General features: G+C 61.1%; 22 protein-coding genes. 10 read left to right on the top strand and 12 right to left on the bottom strand.

Annotated features, from left to right (window positions below):
* Positions 1-63 precede the first annotated feature (63 nt).
* The 5 genes from ACR3EL_RS12830 to ACR3EL_RS12810 all read right to left on the bottom strand — a co-directional run bounded on the left by ACR3EL_RS12830 (position 64) and on the right by ACR3EL_RS12810 (position 4783).
* Positions 64-507 carry a MaoC family dehydratase gene (locus ACR3EL_RS12830; protein ID WP_170339967.1) on the bottom strand — a complete coding sequence of 148 codons (444 nt, stop codon included), beginning with the start codon at positions 505-507 and terminating at the stop codon, positions 64-66.
* Between the two features lie 101 nt (positions 508-608).
* Positions 609-1484, bottom strand: a complete 876-nt coding sequence (locus ACR3EL_RS12825) for a TIGR01459 family HAD-type hydrolase (protein WP_170367950.1) — start codon at positions 1482-1484, stop codon at positions 609-611.
* 84 nt (positions 1485-1568) lie between these two features.
* Positions 1569-2645, bottom strand: a complete 1077-nt coding sequence (locus tag ACR3EL_RS12820) for a DUF389 domain-containing protein (RefSeq protein ID WP_170339971.1) — start codon at positions 2643-2645, stop codon at positions 1569-1571.
* A gap of 123 nt (positions 2646-2768) precedes the next feature.
* On the bottom strand, positions 2769-3689 hold the full coding sequence (locus tag ACR3EL_RS12815; RefSeq protein ID WP_170339973.1) for a manganese-dependent inorganic pyrophosphatase: 921 nt from the start codon (positions 3687-3689) through the stop codon (positions 2769-2771).
* Positions 3690-3799: 110 nt separating this feature from the next.
* Positions 3800-4783 (bottom strand): TraB/GumN family protein, encoded by a 984-nt coding sequence (locus ACR3EL_RS12810; RefSeq protein WP_480721838.1) that lies wholly within the window; start codon positions 4781-4783, stop codon positions 3800-3802.
* Between the two features lie 115 nt (positions 4784-4898).
* On the opposite strand from ACR3EL_RS12810, the gene ACR3EL_RS12805 reads away from it, so the two are divergent.
* From ACR3EL_RS12805 to ACR3EL_RS12780, 6 genes are all read left to right on the top strand, one after another.
* A complete protein-coding gene (locus tag ACR3EL_RS12805; RefSeq protein ID WP_170339976.1) occupies positions 4899-5573 on the top strand; it encodes a DUF2161 domain-containing phosphodiesterase in 675 nt (224 codons plus the stop codon).
* A 166-nt stretch (positions 5574-5739) separates the two neighbouring features.
* Positions 5740-6027 (top strand): co-chaperone GroES, encoded by a 288-nt coding sequence (gene groES / locus ACR3EL_RS12800; protein ID WP_093964650.1) that lies wholly within the window; start codon positions 5740-5742, stop codon positions 6025-6027.
* 57 nt (positions 6028-6084) lie between these two features.
* Complete coding sequence (gene groL, locus ACR3EL_RS12795) at positions 6085-7728, top strand: chaperonin GroEL (protein ID WP_170339978.1); 1644 nt, start codon at positions 6085-6087, stop codon at positions 7726-7728.
* A 220-nt stretch (positions 7729-7948) separates the two neighbouring features.
* The gene (locus ACR3EL_RS12790; protein ID WP_170598776.1) at positions 7949-8791 is read left to right on the top strand and encodes a DMT family transporter; all 843 of its coding nucleotides are present in this window, start codon (positions 7949-7951) and stop codon (positions 8789-8791) included.
* 38 nt (positions 8792-8829) lie between these two features.
* A complete protein-coding gene (locus ACR3EL_RS12785; protein WP_170404845.1) occupies positions 8830-9603 on the top strand; it encodes an alpha/beta fold hydrolase in 774 nt (257 codons plus the stop codon).
* Positions 9600-10760, top strand: coding sequence for an alpha-D-ribose 1-methylphosphonate 5-triphosphate diphosphatase (locus tag ACR3EL_RS12780; protein ID WP_170390895.1), 1161 nt, complete (start codon positions 9600-9602; stop codon positions 10758-10760). The genes ACR3EL_RS12785 and ACR3EL_RS12780 overlap by 4 nt, the downstream gene beginning before the upstream one ends.
* Here the strand turns inward: ACR3EL_RS12780 and ACR3EL_RS12775 are convergent.
* From ACR3EL_RS12775 to ACR3EL_RS12765, 3 genes are all read right to left on the bottom strand, one after another.
* Positions 10757-11824 (bottom strand): 5-(carboxyamino)imidazole ribonucleotide synthase, encoded by a 1068-nt coding sequence (locus ACR3EL_RS12775; protein ID WP_170339987.1) that lies wholly within the window; start codon positions 11822-11824, stop codon positions 10757-10759. The genes ACR3EL_RS12780 and ACR3EL_RS12775 overlap by 4 nt on opposite strands.
* The gene (gene purE, locus ACR3EL_RS12770; RefSeq protein ID WP_170339989.1) at positions 11817-12305 is read right to left on the bottom strand and encodes a 5-(carboxyamino)imidazole ribonucleotide mutase; all 489 of its coding nucleotides are present in this window, start codon (positions 12303-12305) and stop codon (positions 11817-11819) included. Before purE ends, ACR3EL_RS12775 begins: the two co-directional genes overlap by 8 nt.
* Before the next feature lie 81 nt (positions 12306-12386).
* Positions 12387-12611: a YdcH family protein gene (locus ACR3EL_RS12765; RefSeq protein ID WP_005981552.1), complete on the bottom strand. Its 225-nt coding sequence runs from the start codon at positions 12609-12611 to the stop codon at positions 12387-12389.
* Positions 12612-12776: 165 nt separating this feature from the next.
* Between ACR3EL_RS12765 and ACR3EL_RS12760 the strand changes: the two genes are divergently transcribed.
* The 4 genes from ACR3EL_RS12760 (at position 12777) to ACR3EL_RS12745 (ending at position 15279) form a co-directional block, all read left to right on the top strand.
* Positions 12777-13190: an Hsp20 family protein gene (locus tag ACR3EL_RS12760; RefSeq protein ID WP_093964658.1), complete on the top strand. Its 414-nt coding sequence runs from the start codon at positions 12777-12779 to the stop codon at positions 13188-13190.
* Positions 13191-13193: 3 nt separating this feature from the next.
* Positions 13194-13418, top strand: a complete 225-nt coding sequence (locus ACR3EL_RS12755; RefSeq protein WP_093964659.1) for a DUF1150 family protein — start codon at positions 13194-13196, stop codon at positions 13416-13418.
* A 107-nt stretch (positions 13419-13525) separates the two neighbouring features.
* Complete coding sequence (locus ACR3EL_RS12750; RefSeq protein ID WP_480721833.1) at positions 13526-14413, top strand: PhzF family phenazine biosynthesis protein; 888 nt, start codon at positions 13526-13528, stop codon at positions 14411-14413.
* The gene (locus ACR3EL_RS12745; RefSeq protein ID WP_480721832.1) at positions 14410-15279 is read left to right on the top strand and encodes a hypothetical protein; all 870 of its coding nucleotides are present in this window, start codon (positions 14410-14412) and stop codon (positions 15277-15279) included. Before ACR3EL_RS12750 ends, ACR3EL_RS12745 begins: the two co-directional genes overlap by 4 nt.
* 37 nt (positions 15280-15316) lie before the next feature.
* Here the strand turns inward: ACR3EL_RS12745 and ACR3EL_RS12740 are convergent, their stop codons facing one another.
* From ACR3EL_RS12740 to trxB, 4 genes are all read right to left on the bottom strand, one after another.
* On the bottom strand, positions 15317-15874 hold the full coding sequence (locus ACR3EL_RS12740) for a hypothetical protein (protein ID WP_170538060.1): 558 nt from the start codon (positions 15872-15874) through the stop codon (positions 15317-15319).
* 194 nt (positions 15875-16068) lie between these two features.
* Positions 16069-17787 (bottom strand): bifunctional sulfate adenylyltransferase/adenylylsulfate kinase, encoded by a 1719-nt coding sequence (locus ACR3EL_RS12735; protein WP_480721830.1) that lies wholly within the window; start codon positions 17785-17787, stop codon positions 16069-16071.
* A 195-nt stretch (positions 17788-17982) separates the two neighbouring features.
* On the bottom strand, positions 17983-19674 hold the full coding sequence (locus ACR3EL_RS12730; protein ID WP_480721828.1) for an adenylate/guanylate cyclase domain-containing protein: 1692 nt from the start codon (positions 19672-19674) through the stop codon (positions 17983-17985).
* A 110-nt stretch (positions 19675-19784) separates the two neighbouring features.
* Positions 19785-20726, bottom strand: coding sequence for a thioredoxin-disulfide reductase (trxB, locus tag ACR3EL_RS12725; RefSeq protein ID WP_093964665.1), 942 nt, complete (start codon positions 20724-20726; stop codon positions 19785-19787).
* Between the last annotated feature and the right edge of the window lie 199 nt (positions 20727-20925).

Below are 20925 nucleotides of genomic sequence, written 5' to 3'. Positions count from 1 at the left end.
ACTGTCCGCCGGGTTCAAGCGGCAGTTCCGGACCAGCGTCCAGTGGGGCGCCAAAACCTGCCGTCAGTCGAATTTCCGTGATGGAGCCAAAACCATCGCCTCGCCAATCAGAACCTTCTTGCCGTCTACCGCGCAATGGCAATCCAGCTTGACCCGGCGCTTGGCGAAGTCGATGTCGATCACCTTGACTTCGGCATAAACCGTGTCGCCGGGGCGGACCGGCGCAAGGAATTTAAGCGACTGACCCATGTAGACGGTCCCATGGCCCGGAAGCTGTTCACCAATCACGGCCGAGATCAGACCGGCGGTCAGCATCCCGTGGGCGATGCGCCCTTCGAAGATCGTATCGCGGGCATAGTCGTCATCCAGATGCACCGGGTTCCGGTCGGTCGAGACCTGGGCAAACATCTCGATGTCTTCGTCCGTCACCACTTTGCGCAGGTAGCGGGTCATGCCCATTTCGATGTCTTCGATACAGATCGTTCCGCGCGGAAGATTGTCCAACATGTTACCCTCACTATGCATCGGTCCGGCAACAAAAAATTACCAACGACCCAAGTTTGGCAACTTTATTACTTCGCAACTGCAGAAAATCAAGCGTTTTCTACCTAGCGCAGACGGCCGATCGTATAGGTTGGGTTGATGTTTTCCTTGGAAATATAATCGCTTAAAGCATCCGGATCCGGCTGGTGCGACGTTTTTGTTTCCGATGCGGCCAGACCGCCGCTGATGAACAGGGAATCAATTCCCTCTCCCATGCCGCCGGCGATGTCGGTATGCGGACCGTCGCCGATGGCCAGAATCTCGTCATCCGGCACGTCCGTTCCCAGCGCATGCAGGCGACGCCGGGCCAGATCATAAATGGGCGGGTGTGGTTTGCCGAAATACAGGCTCTCGCCGCCCATTTCGGTATAAAGCTTGGCCAGCGCACCGGCGCACCATTCCCGAACTTCGCCCCGATCGACGACGATATCGGGATTGGCGCACAGCAGCTTCAGGCCTTTCTGCTTGGCATACAGGAAGTCCGGCCGATTCACGGCCGGATCGGCCATCGGGTCGAACGGGCCACAGCAGACGATCCCCTCGGCCTGGTCCAGCGGCACACGTTCGATGTGGATCGGGTGGTCCAGGATTTTCAGCGGCTCGAAGAAGCCGGCGTCGCGCTCCCATTCACCCATGAAATAGACTTTCTCACCCACGGCTCCGCGGAACATGGCGGATCGGGCCGAGTCACCACTGGTCGCGATGGTGTCGTAGCAGTCCGCGGGGACGTTGAACTGTTTCAACTGCTCGGCAACCCCGGCACGCGGCTTCGGAGAGTTGGTAACCAACACCACCTTGCCGCCCCGGTCGCGATAAGCCTTCAGCGCGGCAACAGCCTCAGGGTAGGCGGTGATGCCGTTGTGGACGCAGCCCCACAGATCCACGAACAACGCCTTGTAACGGTCGGAAATCTGGTCAAGCGCGGAGATGATCTGGGTCATGCGGGCCTCGGGCTGTTGAAACGGCGTTGCGCCACCTATGGCAAAGCTGGCCCCGCTTGACCAGAGGCAGCCGGGTGCAGGCCGTCATTCCTCGTCGCTCAACTTTTCGACATCCGGGGCCTGCTGCACGGTTTCGGTTCCAAGAATGACCTGCGCGCCGATGCGGGTCTGGTACCGAATGACGGCGAGGTAGCCGGGGCCAAGTTCATCCTGCAAGACGTCGACCAACGACGTTTCCCGCAGGCTCTCGGGCAACAGCCCGGCAACGGACGAGACCTTGAATTGCGCCTCGGGCGGCAGATCGACGATCACCCAAACCTCGGCCCGTTTGCGCTTGGCATTCACGTCGATGCGGATGATCTCGACCGATACCGGGTCCGCCCAGTCGCGGATCGCTTGCGCAACCTCGGCCTCGGTACGAGTTTCTAGGTATCGGTTGTAAGTCGATTTGCCCAACTGGACCACGACGAGGGCCAGGAACGCCATGGTTATGACCACACCGGCAGTAAAGTTGAGCTTGCGCCGGCCCTTGCCGAATGCAACCGACCTTGCGGCATAGACGATGTAGACCGCGCAGGCCGACAGAACGATCGCACCAAGGTTGGTCGCGAACAAAAGACCCGCCTCGTAGGCGTCGGCGGGTTCGCCGAAATACAGCAGGATCCCGGACGCGGACAATGGCGGAACCAGAGACACGCCGATGGCGGCGCCGGGCAACAGGCTCAGTTCGGCCTTGTTGATCTGGACGTATGCGCCGGCCACGCCGGCCGCCAGCGCCACGATCAGGTCTTCGGTGCCCGGGTCGGTGCGGGCCAAGACCTGATCGGGGATCAGGATGCCGCGCGGCACATCGGCCAGATAAACCAGGATCCAGGCCATCAGAACACACAGAACCGCCGCAATGCAGACCGTTAGGGTCAGAACGAAAGCGCGTTTCAACCAACCCATGACCATCGCAGCCGCAATGCCCAGAATTGGTGTCATCAGCGGCGCGACCAACATCGCGGCGATGACCACGGCGCCAGAGTTCCGCAGCAGGCCCATGGTTGCGATGATCACGGAAAGGGTCAGTAGCATGGCAAAGCGCCGCCAATAGGCAAGCCTGTCGCCGCCTTCGAACAGCAGAATGCTGCGTGTCGTACTGTACTTCCGTGTGACCACCGTGTCCCGATCCACCCTGTCCCTGCGTCCAGCCTAGCAACGATTTGCCATCCGGCAAACCTTTCGACGCGCAAACAAAAAAGGCGCCCGCTGAGGGCGCCTTTCGCTGAACTGTGAACGGGATCAGACCTTGAGGTTCGGAATGATCTGCTTCTTACGGCTCATGATGCCCGGCAGAACAACCGTGTCGCCGGACACCGAAGCGCCAAAGCTTTTCTCGGCAACCGATTTGACCAGGTCGTTCGGCACCAACAGGGTGGCCTCTTCGTTCAGGATGTCGACGACGAACAGCAGTACCTGGTCCACGCCGTCTTCCTTGGCTACCTCGACCATCGACTGGGCCAGGCTGTCCTTGCGGTCCAGCACGACGCCCGGTGCGGTGGTTTCCAGAACGGATACTCGGAACTTGGTACCGTCGACCTCATATTCCTTGCTGTCCATGCGGATCAGTTCGGCGTCCGAGAAAGACGATACGTCAGATTTCGCGGCGAACATTTCGGCAGCATAGGCCGAAACATCCAGACCAAGCTCGGCGGCCAGCTTCTCGGCTACTTCGCGGTCATGCGCGGTAGTGGTGGGCGAGCGGAACTCCAGCGTGTCCGACAGGATGCAGGTCAGGGCCGCGCCCTTGACGGTCTCGGGCATCTTGGCGGCGTCGTCGCCCATCAGGTTGATCATGATGGTTGCCGTGCAGGCCAGCGGGCGAACGGTAATGTCGATCGGGCCTTTGGTTTCCAGCCCACCGACCAGCTTGTGATGGTCGATGATGGCGCGGATATCGGCATTGTTGACATTGGCAGGAAGCTCGGCCGGGTTGTTGGTGTCGACGATGATGACTGGCGCATCGGTCTCGACATCCTCGATGATGCGCGGCTTGGGCAGGTCCCAGCGCTGCAGCATGAAGGCGGCTTCGGTGTTGGGCTCGCCCAGCAGGACGGCCTCGGCCTTTTCGCCTTTGACTTCGTTCAGATACCAGGCCCACAGGATCGGCGATCCGGTTGAGTCGGTGTCGGGAGATTTGTGGCCAAATACTTGGATGGTCATGTCTGTTTCCTGCACATAAGGAGTTTGCGCGCCTTATAGGGTGGTCCATTGGCGTTGTCACCCGGCAGATACACGGCTGCGACGGTTGGTCTGACAGAAGCGCTGACCGCTCAGAACTGTGCGCGGCTCAGTTGATATCCGGCGCGTTCCAGCTGTTGCAAAAGTCCATGGTCGCCACCCAGATGGCCGGCACCAACCGCGATCACCGCCGTCTGGTTTTCGATGATCAGGATCGTTTCCATCCAGTTGTCGTTGCGTTGAACCAGAAGCTGGTCCTCGAATGCGGCCCATTCCTGTGCAAACACATCAGGCGCCAGGCCCGAAGCATCGCGCCCATATATCTTTGCGAATTGCAAGATTTCTGCGTGTTTCTCCTCGAAATATGCGCTGGCCATGGTCACCATGTGGTCATCACCGGCGTCAAACGCATCGACCAAGCGCACCAGAGACTGCACCTGCTCTTCAAGCGTGTGGCTGTCGAAGATCGCGATCAGATCTTCGATCTGTTCCAGCGAATATTGCGGCTTGCCCGCAGCTTCGGCCAGTTCAGTCAGGCGCGCATCCATTCCCCGGTCTGCGTCTGGCACCTGAAGCATGCAGGGTGGCATACCCAGCATCATGGACAGGAACCAAGGGCGCAGTTTCGCGGCCATCCAACCGGGAATGCCGCGTGCCGAAAGCGCCTTGGAAATCACGGCCCAGTCCTCTTCGCTCATCAGATCGATCAGAGTTGGTCCAGAGTTGATCAGGACCGGGCTGAAATCCTTGGCCAGGTCTTGTTCGAAAGCGGACATGTCGGATTGGGTGATCTCGAAATAAAACGCGTCCGCCTCGCTCAACGTCGGTGCCAACCGCTCGACCACCGGGCCCATTCGCGGATCGTTGACGTGCAATGTGCCGATCAGATGCAAAACAGTGTTGTCCTTCTGTGCAATCCAGTGATTGCCTTCGGGATATGCCATCTGACTGGTGGCCGCGTTCAACTCGGCCCGGGCCTCAGGCGTCATGTCTTGTCGCAAATCGCGCCCGTCACAGGCGGCATGGGCCACAATTGGATGCAGAGCGGCAAGCAGGGCAAAAAGAAACACGCGCATCGAGACCATTCCGATTGTGGCTGAAAGAACTTGGGAACAGATAGCCACGCCCGCCTACCGCGCGCAAGCCGTGTATCCGTATGGCGTTTCTCTGAAAAAACCATAGCATAGCGTCATGAACCGCGAACAGGATCTCTATCCTCCGATCAAGGCGCTATTGCAGCGGCAAGGGTACACCGTGAAAGGAGAGGTCGGCGTCGCCGACATCGTGGCCGTCAAGCCCGGTTGTGATCCAGTGATCGTTGAATTGAAGCTGAGATTTTCGCTGGCCTTGTTCCATCAGGCCGTGACCCGGTTGAAGGTATCGGATCAGGTCTATGTGGCCGTCTGCAAGCCCACCGGCCGGTCGGCGCGCCGGGCGCTGCGGGACAACCTGTCCCTGTGTCGTCGGTTGGGGCTGGGTTTGATCACCGTTCGTGCGGATGGGTGGGTCGAAGTCCATTGTGACCCCGGCCCCTATGCGCCGCGAAAGAACAAGGCCAAAGCTGCGCGACTGTTGCGCGAGTTCGAGCGGTTGGAAGGGGATCCGAATTCGGGTGGGGCAACCCGGCACGGAATCGTAACTGCCTATCGGCAGGATGCCCTGAAATGTGCCGCGCATCTGGCCGAACACGGGGCGACCAAAGGCGCTGAGGTCGCCAGTGCCACCGGCGTTGCGGCCGCGACGCGCCTCATGCGCGAAAACCATTATGGCTGGTTTGAAAAGGTGGCAAAGGGCGTCTATGAACTGTCGCCTTCCGGGTCCGAAGGTCTGAAGCATTGGGCTTACAGCTGGGAAGACCCGACCTGACCAGGCCGGCCTCAGGCTGCGCGCGAAAAAAATTCATCACCGATTGTTGACTCGCCGGAAATCACCCCCTAGCTATGCGTCGTTAGCACTCGACCAAGCTGAGTGCTAACGCCCCGCAAGACCGCGGGGGGAGGAAAACAACCTTTGAGCCCAAGGAGCTGCAAAGATGGCATTGAAACCGCTTCATGACCGCGTGCTGGTTCGCCGTACCGAAAGCGAAGAGAAAACCGCAGGCGGCCTGATCATTCCCGACAGCGCAAAAGAAAAGCCCAGCGAAGGCGAAGTCGTTGCAACCGGCGAAGGCGCGCGGAAAGACAGCGGCGAACTGATCGCGATGGCTGTGAAGCCCGGCGACAAGATCCTGTTCGGCAAATGGTCCGGCACCGAGGTCCACGTCGACGGCGAAGAGCTGCTGATGATGAAAGAAAGCGACATCATGGGGATCATCGAGTAACGCGCATGCGCTTGCTCTGATCTTCATTTCAAACACATTTCTCGAGGAGAAAAAGACATGTCTGCAAAGGACGTCAAGTTCGACACCGATGCCCGCAACCGCATGCTGAAGGGTGTGAACATCCTGGCGGATGCTGTGAAGGTGACCCTCGGCCCCAAAGGCCGCAACGTGGTTCTGGACAAATCCTTCGGCGCGCCGCGCATCACCAAAGACGGTGTTTCGGTCGCCAAGGAAATCGAACTGGAAGACAAGTTCGAGAACATGGGCGCGCAAATGGTGAAAGAAGTCGCCAGCCGCACCAATGACGAAGCCGGTGACGGCACCACCACCGCGACCGTTCTGGCTCAGGCCATCGTCAAGGAAGGCCTCAAGCAGGTTGCTGCCGGCCTGAACCCGATGGACCTGAAGCGCGGCATCGACATGGCAACCGCCAAAGTCGTCGAAGAAATCAAGAACGCTGCCCGCGAAGTCAAAGACAGCGACGAAGTCGCGCAGGTTGGTACCATCTCGGCTAACGGCGAAGCTGAAATCGGCCGCCAGATCGCAGACGCGATGCAGAAGGTTGGCAACGAAGGCGTCATCACCGTCGAAGAGAACAAAGGTCTGGAAACCGAGACCGACGTCGTCGAAGGTATGCAGTTCGACCGTGGCTACCTGTCGCCCTACTTCGTCACCAACGCTGACAAGATGGTCGCCGAGCTGGAAGACTGCATGATCCTGCTGCACGAGAAAAAACTCTCGTCGCTGCAGCCGATGGTTCCGCTGCTCGAGCAGGTGATCCAGTCGCAGAAACCGCTGCTGATCATCGCCGAGGACGTTGAAGGCGAAGCGCTGGCAACTCTGGTTGTCAACAAGCTGCGCGGTGGTCTGAAAATCGCTGCCGTCAAGGCTCCGGGCTTCGGCGATCGCCGCAAGGCAATGCTGCAGGACATCGCAATCCTGACCGGCGGTCAGGTCATCAGCGAAGACCTGGGCATGAAGCTGGAAAACGTCACCATGGACATGCTTGGCACCGCCAAGAAAGTGTCGATCACCAAGGACGAAACCACCATCGTCGACGGTGCTGGCGAGAAGGCCGAGATCGAAGCACGCGTTGCCCAGATCCGTACCCAGATCGAAGAAACCACCAGCGACTACGACCGTGAGAAGCTGCAAGAGCGCGTTGCCAAACTGGCAGGCGGTGTTGCCGTTATCCGCGTCGGTGGCATGACCGAAGTTGAAGTGAAAGAGCGCAAGGACCGTGTGGACGACGCTCTGAACGCAACGCGCGCCGCCGTTCAGGAAGGTGTCGTCGTGGGTGGCGGTGTTGCCCTGGTTCAGGCCGGCAAGGCTCTGGCCGATCTGAAAGGTGTCAACGCCGATCAGGACGCCGGTATCAACATCGTTCGCAAGGCCATCGAAGCGCCGCTGCGTCAGATTGCTGAAAACGCAGGTGTCGACGGTGCCGTCGTTGCCGGCAAGGTGCGCGAGTCCTCGGACACCGCCTTCGGCTTCAACGCTCAGACCGAAGAATATGGCGACATGTTCAAGTTCGGCGTGATCGACCCGGCCAAAGTGGTGCGTACCGCTCTGGAAGACGCAGCCTCGGTTGCAGGTCTGCTGATCACCACCGAAGCAATGGTTGCCGACAAGCCCGCCAAAGAAGGTGCAGGCGCCGGTGCTGGCATGCCCGACATGGGCGGCATGGGCGGCATGATGTAAGACTGTCCGGGTTCGCGTCAGCGAATTCAGACAACCCGCAAGGGAAAGTCTTACCGAAAATTTCAGCGGGGTCGCCTTCGGGCGGCCCCGTTTTGATTTTTTCAGTGATCCGCGGTGTTTCGGCCGGCGCTGCATGCAATTCTGGGGATCGCTGCAGCCGGTCACGCGGAAGCGCAGGAAAGCGGGTGTCCATTGCGTGCGGACACGGTATTGGTGAGGCATGCAGCTGTTTCTTCTGACCGCCCTGACCATGTGCGCCTTTGCGGCCAATTCCATCCTGAACCGGTTGGCCGTGGAGAGCGGAGCCAGCGACCCGGCGAGTTTTGCCGTTGTTCGTGTGCTCTGTGGTGCGCTGGTCCTTTGCGCATTGGTCGTGTCGCGGGGTGGCACCCTGCGGGTGTTCGACAGGCGCCGAGTAATCGGAGCAGGGTCCTTGTCGTTGTACATGGTCGGGTTCTCGGTGGCCTATCTCTCACTTGATGCGGGATTGGGCGCCTTGATCCTGTTTGCAGTGGTCCAGATCTCGATGTTTCTGGCCGGCTCCCTTGCCGGGGCGATCCCGACTTTTCGACAGGTGGCGGGGGCAGCAATTGCGATGGCCGGATTGGCGTGGGTGCTGTGGCCTGGCGCTGAGGTGCGTGTGGACCCGACCGGAGCAGCCTTGATGGCCGCCGCAGGGGTCGGGTGGGCTGCGTATTCGATTGCCGGTCGGTCCGAGCCCGATGCGCTGGCAGGAACGGCCTCGAACTTTGTCGTGGCCTTGCCGGTGACCGCTGGCATTTTGGTCGCGGGCGCTCCGGCGTGGGACTTGACCTGGGCGGGTTTGGGTCTGGCGGCCGTATCTGGCGGCGTAACCTCGGGGTTGGGGTACGCCATGTGGTATCGCCTGCTGCCCCAGCTGGCCCCAGCAGTTGCAGCCGTAGTTCAGCTGAGCGTCCCGGTGATTGCGATCATTGCAGGTGTGGCGCTGCTCGGCGAGCAACTGAGCCTGCGGCTGATGGCAGGGGCAGGGTTGGTTGTGGGCGGTATTGCATTGGCAGTTATGCGCGTGAGGCGGCGCTAGGTCTTTCCTCTCTGAAGAATAGCGATTATCTGGCAGCCATGCGGATCCTGTTTTTCATATTGCTTTTCCTGATGCCGATCGCCGCGCAGGCAAAATGCGTTGTCCTGCTGCATGGGCTTGCCCGGACCGAAGCATCGTTTTCGGTCATGGAGCAGTTGTTCAAGGTGCACGGGTACACCGTTGTGCGGCCGGGTTATCGCTCGACGGATCTTCCGATTCCGGAACTGGCCGACCGGACCATACCCGAGGCGTTTGCGGCGTGCGGAGATGACACCGTCAACGTTGTCGCGCATTCGATGGGGGGTATCCTGTTGCGCTACTGGCTGCAGGATTACCATCCGCAGAATCTGGGCCGCGTCGTCATGCTTGGCCCGCCCAACCAAGGCAGCCAATTGGTCGATGAACTGGGCGATTGGGAAGTGTTCGGTCTGTTGAACGGCCCCGCCGGCCTGCAGCTGGGTACGGGTCCCGAAGGTATTCCGCGTCGCCTGCCACCGGTCGACTTCGAGCTGGGGGTGATTGCAGGCGAGAACTCCTTGAATCCGGTCTTTTCGTCGCTGGTTGATGGACCGGATGACGGCAAGGTCGCTGTCGAAGAAACCAAAGTCCAGGGCATGACCGACCACATCGTGCTGCCGGTGACGCATACGTTCATGATGAACAACCCGCAGGTCATGGCGCAGGCTTTGCACTTCATCGAGTTCGGTGAGTTCGATCCCAACATAACCTGGCTGGACGGTGTGATGGACATCATTGATGAGATCTGCATCGGAGAGGACTGCGCCGAACCCGCCTCGGAACCCACGCGATGACCGCATTGGAGCTGACCTTTTCCGGGGCGCAGGTTCTGCACCCTGATCGCGGACTTGTCGGTAACGATCTCTCAATCGCGGACGGCTTGATCCAGGAGGGCAGCGGTGCGCCGGTCGTTGATCTGAGCGGCTATCTGATCCTGCCGGGCATCATCGACCTGCACGGGGACGGGTTCGAGCGTCACATCGCCCCGCGCCGGGGGGCCATGAAGCAGATGGACGAGGGCATCCGCGCCGCCGAGGCTGAACTGGCAGCCAATGGCATCACCACCGCCGTGCTGGCGCAGTTCTACAGCTGGGAGGGCGGCGTACGCGGCCCAGAGTTCGCCGCCGACGTGTTCCGCGCGATCGCGGCGGTGAAGGGCAGCGTGGTCACCGACCTGATCCCGCAGTTGCGGTTCGAAACCCACCTGCTGGATGACTATGCCGACCTGCCGGGGCGCATCGCCGACTGGCAGGTGCCCTATGTCGTGTTCAACGATCATCTGCCCCATGACCGTCTGGCGCAGGGGCGTACCCCGCCGCGTTTGACCGGGCAGGCGCTCAAGGCTGGTCGCAGCCCCGAGGCGCATCTGAAGATGCTGCAGGACATGCACGCCCGCACCTCCGAGGTGCCAACTGCGCTTGATGCGCTGTGCGCGGCGTTGGCCCAACAAGGCGTGCGTCTGGGCAGCCATGATGACGCCACGGCAGAGGCCCGTTGCCACTGCCGCGCGCGCGGCGTGCATATCGCCGAATTTCCCGAAACGCTCGAAGCGGCCGAGGCGGCCAAGGCCGCGGGCGATCACGTCATTCTGGGCTCGCCCAACGTGGTGCGGGGCGGATCGCACAAGGGCAACGTCAGCGCGCTGGACCTGATCGCCATGGGGCTGTGCGATGCGCTGGCGTCGGATTACCACTATCCCAGCCCGCGCAGGGCGGCGCTGATGTTGATGAAATCGGGGCTGATGGATCTGGCGGGCGCGTGGGCGCTGGTGTCGTCGGGGCCCGCGCGGGTGCTTGGCCTCGGGGACCGCGGGTCGCTGCAACCCGGCAAACGCGCCGATCTGGTCGTTCTGGATGCGGAAACGCAGCGCGTGGCGGCCACCATCGCCGGCGGCCGGGTCAGTTTCCTGTCGGGGGATGTCGCCGGGCGGTTCGTCGCCGCGGCGCGCTAGCGTTTGATCCGGTTGAAATGGCCCATTTTGCGGCCCGGCTTGACCTCGGCCTTGCCATACAGGTGCAGGGCCACGTCGCGCTGTTGCGCAAGCTCGGGCACGCGGTCCATGTCTTCGCCGATCAGGTTCTCCATCACCACATCCGCGTGACGCTGCCCGTCGCCCAGAGGCCAGCCGGCTACGGCGCGGATATGCTGCTCGAACTGATCGACTGCACAGCCGTTCTGCGTCCAGTGGCCCGAGTTGTGAACGCGCGGCGCGATCTCGTTCACGATCAGGCCCTGCGGCGTCACGAACAGTTCGACCCCCATGACGCCGACATAGTCCAGCGCGTTCAGGATATTCGCGGCCAGCAGCACCGCGTCGGTCCGCAGCGCAGGGGACAGGCGCGCGGGCACCGTGGTCGTGTGCAGGATGCCGTCGCGATGCACGTTCTCGCCGGGGTCGAAGCAGGCCACCTGGCCGTCCAGCCCGCGGGCGGCAATGATCGACACCTCGTGGCTGAAATTGACGAAGCCTTCCAGGATCGCGGGTGCACCCTGCATGTCGGCCAGCGCGGTCCGGGCGTCCTCGGGCGACTTCAGCCGCGCCTGCCCCTTTCCGTCATAGCCGAAGCGGCGGGTCTTGAGGATCGCCGGCGTGCCGATCCGTTCGATGGCGGCCTGCAGACTGTCCAGGTCGGTCACATCGGCAAAGGGTGCGGTGTTCAGGCCCAGGCCTTGCAGGAATGTCTTTTCGGTCAGCCGGTCCTGACTGACCCGCAGCGCCTCGCGGCCGGGTCGGATGGGGCGGTGCGATTCCAGAACGTCCAGCGCTTCGGTCGGGATGTTTTCAAACTCGTAGGTGATGACATCGACCGATTGCGCAAAAGCGGCCAGCGCCTCGGCATCCTCATAAGGTGCGGTGGTCACGCGATGCGCCACCTGGCCCGCCGGCGGGTTGGCGCCCGGCTCCAAGATATGGGTCACGAAGCCCAGCCGCGCCGCGGCCATCGACAGCATCCGCCCCAGCTGGCCGCCGCCCAGAATTCCGATCACTGCGCCGGGCTGCAAGGGGTTACTCATCGCGGGGCTCCTCGGGGATCGAGTCCGACAGCGCCGCGCGCCAAACGTCCAGCCGGTCGGCCAGGGCTGAGTCTTGCAGGGCCAGAATAGCAGCGGCCATCAGGCCGGCATTGGCGCCGCCGGCCGATCCGATGGCCATGGTCGCAACCGGGAAACCCTTGGGCATCTGCACGATGGAATAGAGCGAGTCGACACCGGACAGCGCCCGCGTCTGAACTGGAACGCCGATCACCGGCACCCGCGTCTTGGACGCCATCATCCCCGGCAGATGTGCGGCACCGCCAGCGCCGGCGATGATTACCTGAAGCCCGCGCTGCACGGCGGTCTTGCCGTACTCCCACAAACGATCCGGCGTGCGGTGGGCCGAGACGATCTTGGTCTCGTAGGCCACGCCCAGTTCGTCCAGTATCTCTGAAGCGCCCTTCATGGTGGGCCAGTCCGACTGGCTGCCCATGATGATTCCGACCTTGATCTCGCTCATCCGCCCTGTTCCCCGCCTGCGTTAGGAAGCGCGCACTATAGTGAAATCCGCTTGCGTGGCAATGCGGTTGAGCGCGCCCGGTCAGGCGATGATGTCAGGGGTCAGGCGATCCTCGATCAGCCGGATGATATCCTTCAGGCGCAGCTTTTGTTTCTTCAGCCGCTTCACCGTCAACTGATCAGCGGTGCCGGTCGCTTCGAGCGCCTTGATTGCCTCGTCCAGGTCGCGGTGCTGCTGGCGAAACACCTCCAGCTCGACGCGCAGAACCTCGTCGGTTTTCATCGAAATGTCGGTGGGCGCATTCATGGGCGACTCATGTGTGGCTGGTGGTGCGTGTTACACAAGATAGTGCGTTCAAGTGAATCCGCCTAGACCTTGTGGAGACACACGTTTCATCCCATATTGTCTTGTGCGCAGCTGCCTTTACGGGGCCGCGCATCACGTCGCTTTGACAAAGAAGGACGAGAAAACGTGTCAAAACTTACTCTTGGCTCATACCCGCATCTTCTGGGGTTCGAGCAGCTGGAACGCCTTCTGGAACGGTCTGCAAAGGCCGGAAACGAAGGGTATCCGCCCTACAACATCGAACAGACGTCGGATCATTCCTACCGCATTACCTTGGCCGTGGCCGGGTTTGCCGAGGATGACCTGTCGATCACCATCGAAGATCGGCAACTGGTGATCCGGGGCCGTCAGCGCGACGACAGCGAGGGGCGCGTGTTCCTGCACCGCGGCATCGCGGCCCGTCAGTTCCAGCGCATGTTCGTGCTGGCCGACGGTGTCGAGGTCGGCGAGGCCATCATGGAAAATGGTCTTCTTCATATCGACCTGACCCGCGCCGTGCCCGAAACCGTTGTGCAGACGATCAACATAAGGAAGGGGTAAGCCATGAATACACCGTATGAAATCAACACCGAAGGCAATCGGATCGTCTATGTGAAGGCCGTGAACGTGGCCAACCTGCCGCACGAGGTGCGCACGCAGGTGGGTGATCTGGATCATCTTTATGCCGTTCACGATTCAGATGGGCAGCAACTGGCGCTTGTCGCCGATCGAAAGCTGGCCTTCGTACTGGCGCGGCAGCATGACCTGTCTCCGGTGGCCGTGCACTGACACGGGCACAGACCGATTCAGCGTGACAAGCGGCGTGTGAGGCGTCAAACATGCCACCCGCGGGTTTGCATTCCCGGCACTTTCTGACTGCAAGCACGAGAGGGCGCATGAGCTGGTTCGATTTCGATTGGGTGGATGCCTTCAGCGACACGGCATTCGGCGGAAATGGCTGTGCAGTCGTGCATGGTGGCGCGCATTTGCCGGAATCGGTTTGCACGGCGTTTGTCCGCGAGACTTCTTTGGTCGAATGCACATTTACCGGACAATCGGATGTGGCGGATATTCGAGTGCGGTATTTCCTTGCCAGCCGTGAAATTCCCTTTGCCGGACACCCGACCATTGCGACCGTAGCTGCCATGCGCCATCGTGGAATGATATCTGGTGACGCGCTGACGCTGGAAACCGGAGCAGGGATCGTGTCGATCCAGCTGCATGGCGACCAGATCGAGATGACCCAGATCGCGCCCGAATTCGGCACGCGGGTGCCGGAAGACCTTGTTGCCGCTGCGATCGGCCTACCTCCAAATGCGATCATTTCGCCGCCGCAGATGGTTTCGACCGGGCTTCCATTTTGCATTACAGTTCTGCGGGATCACGCAGGCTTGCGCGCGGCGCAACTGAATGTGGATGCGCTGCAACGGGTGGCGGAAACTGCCGGATATGCCGGGTCCGACATGGCCGAACCTTTTCTGGTGACCCTGCAGGGGGCCACGGCTCAAGGGGATACGTTCTCGCGTCTGTTGCTGGCACCACCCAGCCCACCCGAAGATCCGTTCACCGGGTCCGCCACCGGCGCAATGGCGGCCTACTTGTGGAAATTCGGGCTTATGCAGAAAGACAGCTTTGTCGCCGAACAAGGCCACGACATGGGCCGCCCTGGCCAGGCGACCGTAACGCGGGTCGGGCCAACGGATGCGATGACAGGCATCAAGGTTGCCGGGCGCGGGTTCGTCCTGATGCGCGGCCAGGCTGATCTGCCGGATATGCTGCCATGACCGAACCGGCCATCGCGATTCTGCCCTATGGGCACCGCTTGGGGCCAAAGCTCACCTCGGTTCCGCTGGCTGATCTGAATTGGCCGCTGGGCTGCCCCGAGCGCCTGTCAGGAAAGACCGTGGGTGACCTCGCGCCCACCGACCACCTGATCATGTATCCCAATTCCACCGTACACCTGCGCATGCGACGCGGCACGCGGGCTCGGATATCGCTGATGATGGGCGAGCCATCGGCCATACATGGCAAGCACGACCGGATGCTGCGCTGGACCTGGCGGCGGTTTTTCCGGGTGTTCACCTTTCACGACGTATTGCTGAACAGCCTGCCCAACGCGGTTTTCCTGCCCTATGGCGTGACCCAAGTCCCCGAGTGGCAGGATCTGAGCGTCGTAAAGACGCGGTCATGTTCGCTGATCGCGTCGGCGAAGCGCGATCTGGAGGGGCACCAGCTGAGGCACAGGCTGATCGATTGGGCCCGCGACACAGGCGCTGACATCGACATCATGGGCCGCGGCTATCAACCGTTCGAGCACAAGTCAGACGGGTTGGCACCTTATCGTTATTCGGTCGTCATTGAAAACGTGCGCGAGAGGAACTACTTCTCGGAGAAGCTGATCGACGCCGTTCTGTGTTCTACAGTCCCGATCTATTGGGGGTGCCCCAATATCGGCGACTTCCTTGATACCAAGGGGATGATCCTGTGCGAAACCGAGGCGGACATCCAGCAGGCCGTGCAGATGCTGTCGGTGGAAGACTATGAAAAACGCCTGCCGTATCTGCGGGCGATGCAACCGCAGGCCGCCATCTATGGAGAGTTCGAACTGAGGGCTGCCGAGGCCCTGCGGGATCAGCTTTCAGCAGGCTGACTGTGCCGCACGCGCGCTTTGGCTGTTCCGGCGTGGGTCAGTGCCGCGAGACACGTTCCAGGTAATCGATCGCGTCCTGCAATTCCTCAAGAATGTCGTACCAGCCATCCACGTCATTCAGCCGGCGGAACTCGGCTTTGACCGAGTCGTGGTGCATCATATCCTTGGCCTCTTTGAGACTGTCGCGCGCCGAGTCTGGCTCCATGTTGCCGGCAGCGGTCTTGGCCGCATCGATGACCTCAAGGATCTGACGAAGACGGGTCGTGCCGGGCGTCGGCGGAACCGGTGGCACGACAAGCCCCAAAGGGTGATCCTGGGGCGGCGGCTGCAGTGTATCCAGCGCCTTTTGAATCTTGGCTTTGATCTTGTCGCATTCCTTCACCCAATCCGCGTAGGTGCGGATCGATTTTAGAAGGTCCAGCAGCCAGTCTATGGGGATAAATGGTGTCAGGCCCCCTGCCATAGCCGGTGCAGCCATCAACGCCGGAAGTTGCAACCGGGAAAACTGGGCGATCTTGTAGTCGGCAATTACCGCTGCGCGGTTGTCTCCCGCAAACATGGCTCCGCCATCGTCGGTATTTTTCTGAGTTGCCATATGTTCACCCTCCCAAAGGATGCAGACAAATTATGTCTGCGCAAAATATGCGAAATAGTAGCATTTTTTGGGTGAAACGTCGAACGACCGCCAATCTTCGCGGATGGAAGGGGGGTGTTCAAAGCAGTGTTCTGGAAATGAAAGACCCCCGGAGATGTCTCCGGGGGTCAGTGTTGACAGCAGTTGGCTGTGGCTCAGGATCCGGCAATCAATCCCATGCTTTCCAGCTTCAGCAGAACCTGATGGGCGCAGTTGTCCACGTCCACATTCTCGGTCTCGACGCGCAGTTCCGGGTTTTCCGGCACATCGTAAGGGTCCGAAATACCAGTGAACTCTTTGATCTTGCCTTCACGCGCCAGCTTGTACAGGCCCTTGCGGTCGCGGCGCTCGCATTCCTCGATGCTGGTGGCCACGTGAACTTCGCAGAACGCGCCGAACTGCTCGATCTCCTCGCGCACGGCGCGGCGGGTGGTGGCGTAGGGCGCGATCGGGGCACAGATGGCGATGCCGCCGTTCTTGGTGATCTCGGAGGCCACATATCCGATGCGGCGGATGTTCAGGTCCCTGTGTTCCTTCGAGAAGCCCAGTTCCGAGCTGAGGTTCTTGCGGACAATGTCACCGTCCAGCAACGTGACGGGACGGCCGCCCATCTCCATCAGCTTGACCATCAGAGCGTTGGCGATGGTCGATTTGCCCGAGCCCGAGAATCCGGTGAAGAAGACGGTAAAGCCCTGCTGGCTGCGCGGCGGATAGCGGCGGCGCAGTTGCTCGACCACCTCGGGGAACGAGAACCACTCGGGGATCTCAAGCCCCTCGCGCAGACGGCGGCGCAGTTCGGTGCCCGAGATGTTCAGGATCGTGACGTTGTCGCGGTCCTCGATCTCGTCCGCGGGTTCGTACTGGGCGCGTTCCTGCACATAGACCATGTGTTTGAAATCGACCATCTCGATGCCGATCTCGTCCTGGAATTTGCGGAACAGGTCCTGGGCGTCATAGGGGCCGTAGAAATCCTCACCCTGGCTGTTCTTGCCGGGGCCGGCATGGTCGCGGCCGACGATGAAGTGGGTGCAGCCGTGGTTTTTGCGGATCAGGCCGTGCCAGACCGCTTCGCGCGGGCCGGCCATGCGCATCGCCAGGTTCAGCAGGCTCATGGTGGTGGTCGAGGCCGGGTATTTGTCCAACACCGCCTCATAGCAGCGCACGCGGGTGAAGTGATCGACATCGCCGGGCTTGGTCAGGCCCACGACCGGGTGGATCAGCAGGTTGGCCTGAGCCTCACGCGCGGCGCGGAAGGTCAGTTCCTGGTGTGCGCGGTGCAGCGGGTTGCGGGTCTGGAAGGCGACGATGCGGCGCCAGCCCAGCTTGCGGAAATAGGCGCGCAGCTCGTTCGGGGTGTCGCGGCGGGCCTTGAAGTCATAGTGCACCGGCGGCTGGATACCGGTCACGGGACCGCCCAGATAGACCTTGCCTGCCACGTTGTGCAGGTAGTTCACGGCGGGGTGCGCATCATCATCGGCACCGAAGACCTTCTCGGCCTCACGCGACTTGTCCGGGGTCCAGCGGTCGGTAACGGTCATGGTCGCCAGGATCACGCCTTCCTGGTCGCGCAGCGCAATGTCCTGACCCAGTTCGATCTTCTCGGCGAAGCCCTCGCTGACATCCAGCGTGATCGGCATCGGCCAAAGGCTTCCGTCGGCCAGGCGCATGTTTTCGACCACGCTGTCATAGTCTTCCTGACCCAGAAAGCCCTTGAGCGGGTTGAACCCGCCATTCATCAGCAATTCCAGATCACAGATCTGGCGCGGGGTCAGGTCCCAGCTGGTCAGGTCGGCGGCTTCGACTTTCAGCTTTTGGGCGGATTCATAGGAAACATACAGTTCTGGGATCGGAGCCAGGTTACTCAACATCGTCATCGCAATACTCTTGAGGCAGTGTGGTCAGTCAGTGATTCAGGTGCATTTCCGGGCCATGTGCCCCGGTCGTCAGTCGAAGTCCATATACATTCATGAAACAAAGGAGGATATGCGCGGTTTTTCCCCGGAATGGAAGGTTTTTCCGGGCCCGAACCGAAAAAGCGACGAAAATCCCACCGGATGGGGACAATATCGTCAACCGGCGGCGATCTGTTCTGGTGAGGTCAGAAGTTGGTCCAGATCCAGAGCGCGCTCGACCGGCAGGGCAGGGACGGGCTCGGTTACGCCCCGGAGCTGGAACAGACACAGGTCAAGGCCATCGGTCTCAAACCCGGCCGCGCGCAGCACGGCTTCCGAGACCAACAGCTCGGCCCCGAGCGCTTTGGTTTCTCCTTCCAGCCGACTGGCGACGTTCACGGCGTCACCGATGATGGTCCGCGCGGCGTGGCCGGCAGCGCCGATCTCTCCCAACACAAGGTCGCCCAGGTGCAGGCCCATGCCGATGCGGATCGCGGGGCTGTTTTCCTGGGACAGCTGCTGGTTGAACTGCGCAAGCGCATGACTGATGTCGATCGCAGCTTTCAGGGCAGAACGGGCCGAGCTGGACGTGTCGGGTGTTTCGAACACGGCCAAAAGGCCATCGCCCATGTATTTGTCGACGACCCCGCCGTCTGCGGTAATGGCTGGAACAATGGCGTCAAAGAACCGGTTCAGCAGGAACACGATGTCATAGGGCAGTTGCCCCGTTGTGCGCGCGGTAAACCCGCGCATGTCCAGAAAAAGCACGGCCAGTTTTCGCTCTTGCCCCTGGCTGGCATGCGCCCGCTGGCGTCCACCATCCGGCCGGAAAACACGGAAAACCGTCAAGGGGCTGGAGGGGCGGACCTGGCAGGCAAGGCGCGTGCGCTGTGGGGCCCCCACGGCTTTCAGGCTGCGGGCTTCGACCTCGCTGGGCGGTGGCAGTGACTCGGCGCCATCTTCGACGATGACACGGCAGGTGGTGCAGCGCCCCCGGCCGCCGCACAGTGCGGTATGCGGAATACCGTTGGCTTGTGACATCTCAAGCAGTGTCATGCCTTTCTCTGAGGTCACTTCCGGCCCATCGACATATCTGACGCGCACCGAGTGTCGTCTGCGCCAAAGCTTGCCCCCGAAATGGAACGCAAGAGCTGCGGCAAGCGCGATCCAGAAGGCCATCAAGGCTTTGTCCTTGACGCTGAACAAAACCTGGAACTCTTCAGGGCCGGGCCAGTTGTAATGCTCGATATACTGTTCGCGTAGATCCGGATCCGCAAAATCCATCCAGATGCGCCGCCCTTCTGTCAGCAAACCGGCCAGGGCAAAGCTTGGGATGAAGACGGCAACTCCGATCAGATAGGGTACGGTTTGACGCCACCACGAGGTCAGTCGCAGCCAGATATGAAGTCCGATGCACCCGTGTATCCAGACGATCAGCATCAGCAGGCTTTGCATCCAGATGGCCGAATTTGGCCACATCAGAATGATGATGTAGCCCATCTCATCATTCACGTCGAAAACCTGATGCGCATAGCGTGTCTGTACGACGTGCGAGATCAGTTGCAGCGGAATGAGAAGGCCAAGAACGATCTGCAGGGCCGTATGAAAAGGCATTCGCAGGGTTCGGCGCTGGGCGATCGACACCAATGCCAGACCTGCATGTGCGATCAGGGCAAGATACAGGACAGCGCTGCCAATCGAATGGCGCGTGACCGTTTTCCGAGAGTCCTGCATGTCATGCAGGTAGTCGGTGTGAAACAGCCCCAACCCAATATTGATGAAGTGGAAGAAAGCAAAGGCAAACAGCACAAGACCACTGATGATCCTGAGACGGGTCGCCCAACTGCCCTGCCAAAGGGGGGTGTTCAAAAGATCACCTGAAATCTGCCGCGCTCGGGGCAAGTCTGCGTTGCCGCGCAGTGCGGGTCAAGGTGCCAGAGGAGGGCGGTACGCAGCGCCGAAGGCGCTGCGCGTCGCGGTCATTCCTGTTCGGCAAGGAACCGTTCGGCATCCAGCGCCGCCATGCAGCCCATTCCGGCCGAGGTCACCGCCTGCCGGTACACATGGTCGGTCAGGTCACCGGCCGCGAACACGCCGGGGATCGAGGTCTGCGTGGTGCCGGGTTTGGTTTTGACATAGCCGCCCATGTGGGTTTCCAGCACGTCCTTGACCAGTTCGTTGGCAGGTGCGTGGCCGATGGCGACGAACACGCCCTTGCAGGGGATCTCGGTGATTTCGCCCGTCTTGACGTTCTTCACCCGCACGCCTTCGACGCCCAGCGGGTTATCGGTGCCAATCACTTCCTCCAGCTGGTGGAACCACAACGGCTCGATCTTGTCGTTCTTGAACAGGCGGTCCTGAAGGATCTTCTCGGCCCGCAGTTCGTCCCGGCGGTGGATCAGCGTGACCTTGCTGGCGAAATTGGTCAGGAACAGCGCTTCTTCCACGGCGGTGTTGCCGCCGCCGATCACCACGATCTCCTGTCCGCGATAGAAGAACCCGTCACAGGTGGCGCAGGCCGACACGCCGAAGCCCTTGAATTTCTCTTCCGACGGCAGCCCCAGCCATTTGGCGCGTGCGCCGGTCGCGAGGATGACCGCGTCCGCAGTGTAGACGGTGCCGCTGTCGCCCTTGGCGGTGAAGGGACGTTTCGACAGATCCAGGTCGTTGATGATGTCACCGATCACCTCGCAGCCCATGGCCTTGGCGTGATCCTGCATGCGCACCATCAGGTCGGGGCCTTGAACTTCGGTGTCGCCTGGCCAGTTTTCGACCTCGGTGGTGGTGGTCAGCTGGCCGCCCGGTTCGATGCCCTGCACCAGAATCGGGTTCAGCATCGCGCGGCTGGCATAGACGCCCGCAGTGTATCCGGCAGGCCCCGATCCGATGATCAGAACCTTGGTGTGTCGTGTCTCGGCCATGGAACCCCCACTCGATTATTGCCTGAGCGCCGTCGTGGGCGCCGGGCTTCGATATAGCGACAGCATCGGTCAGCTTAAAGCCCCTTCGTCTCACGCGTCCGTCATGTTGTACTAAGGTGCCGGCTTGCCTGATCGACAGACAAAGATTATTGCGCTGTTGCGAAAGAATATTGCGCATGGCACCTGCGCTGATATAAGA

It is taken from the genome of Ruegeria sp. BJ3 (assembly GCF_056535665.1).
Note: the sequence above shows the minus strand (reverse complement) of the source record. Positions and strands in the feature narration are given on the sequence as shown.

Excerpts from the sequence above, each read along its gene's own strand:
- ACR3EL_RS12830 (WP_170339967.1), bottom strand. The coding sequence starts at position 507 with ATGTTGGACAATCTTCCGCGCGGAACGATCTGTATCGAAGACATCGAA.
- ACR3EL_RS12825 (WP_170367950.1), bottom strand. The coding sequence starts at position 1,484 with ATGACCCAGATCATCTCCGCGCTTGACCAGATTTCCGACCGTTACAAG.
- ACR3EL_RS12815 (WP_170339973.1), bottom strand. The coding sequence starts at position 3,689 with ATGACCATCCAAGTATTTGGCCACAAATCTCCCGACACCGACTCAACC.
- ACR3EL_RS12810 (WP_480721838.1), bottom strand. The coding sequence starts at position 4,783 with ATGCGCGTGTTTCTTTTTGCCCTGCTTGCCGCTCTGCATCCAATTGTG.
- ACR3EL_RS12805 (WP_170339976.1), top strand. The coding sequence starts at position 4,899 with ATGAACCGCGAACAGGATCTCTATCCTCCGATCAAGGCGCTATTGCAG.
- groES (WP_093964650.1), top strand. The coding sequence starts at position 5,740 with ATGGCATTGAAACCGCTTCATGACCGCGTGCTGGTTCGCCGTACCGAA.
- groL (WP_170339978.1), top strand. The coding sequence starts at position 6,085 with ATGTCTGCAAAGGACGTCAAGTTCGACACCGATGCCCGCAACCGCATG.
- ACR3EL_RS12790 (WP_170598776.1), top strand. The coding sequence starts at position 7,949 with ATGCAGCTGTTTCTTCTGACCGCCCTGACCATGTGCGCCTTTGCGGCC.
- ACR3EL_RS12785 (WP_170404845.1), top strand. The coding sequence starts at position 8,830 with ATGCGGATCCTGTTTTTCATATTGCTTTTCCTGATGCCGATCGCCGCG.
- ACR3EL_RS12780 (WP_170390895.1), top strand. The coding sequence starts at position 9,600 with ATGACCGCATTGGAGCTGACCTTTTCCGGGGCGCAGGTTCTGCACCCT.
- ACR3EL_RS12775 (WP_170339987.1), bottom strand. The coding sequence starts at position 11,824 with ATGAGTAACCCCTTGCAGCCCGGCGCAGTGATCGGAATTCTGGGCGGC.
- purE (WP_170339989.1), bottom strand. The coding sequence starts at position 12,305 with ATGAGCGAGATCAAGGTCGGAATCATCATGGGCAGCCAGTCGGACTGG.
- ACR3EL_RS12765 (WP_005981552.1), bottom strand. The coding sequence starts at position 12,611 with ATGAATGCGCCCACCGACATTTCGATGAAAACCGACGAGGTTCTGCGC.
- ACR3EL_RS12755 (WP_093964659.1), top strand. The coding sequence starts at position 13,194 with ATGAATACACCGTATGAAATCAACACCGAAGGCAATCGGATCGTCTAT.
- ACR3EL_RS12750 (WP_480721833.1), top strand. The coding sequence starts at position 13,526 with ATGAGCTGGTTCGATTTCGATTGGGTGGATGCCTTCAGCGACACGGCA.
- ACR3EL_RS12745 (WP_480721832.1), top strand. The coding sequence starts at position 14,410 with ATGACCGAACCGGCCATCGCGATTCTGCCCTATGGGCACCGCTTGGGG.
- ACR3EL_RS12740 (WP_170538060.1), bottom strand. The coding sequence starts at position 15,874 with ATGGCAACTCAGAAAAATACCGACGATGGCGGAGCCATGTTTGCGGGA.
- ACR3EL_RS12735 (WP_480721830.1), bottom strand. The coding sequence starts at position 17,787 with ATGACGATGTTGAGTAACCTGGCTCCGATCCCAGAACTGTATGTTTCC.
- trxB (WP_093964665.1), bottom strand. The coding sequence starts at position 20,726 with ATGGCCGAGACACGACACACCAAGGTTCTGATCATCGGATCGGGGCCT.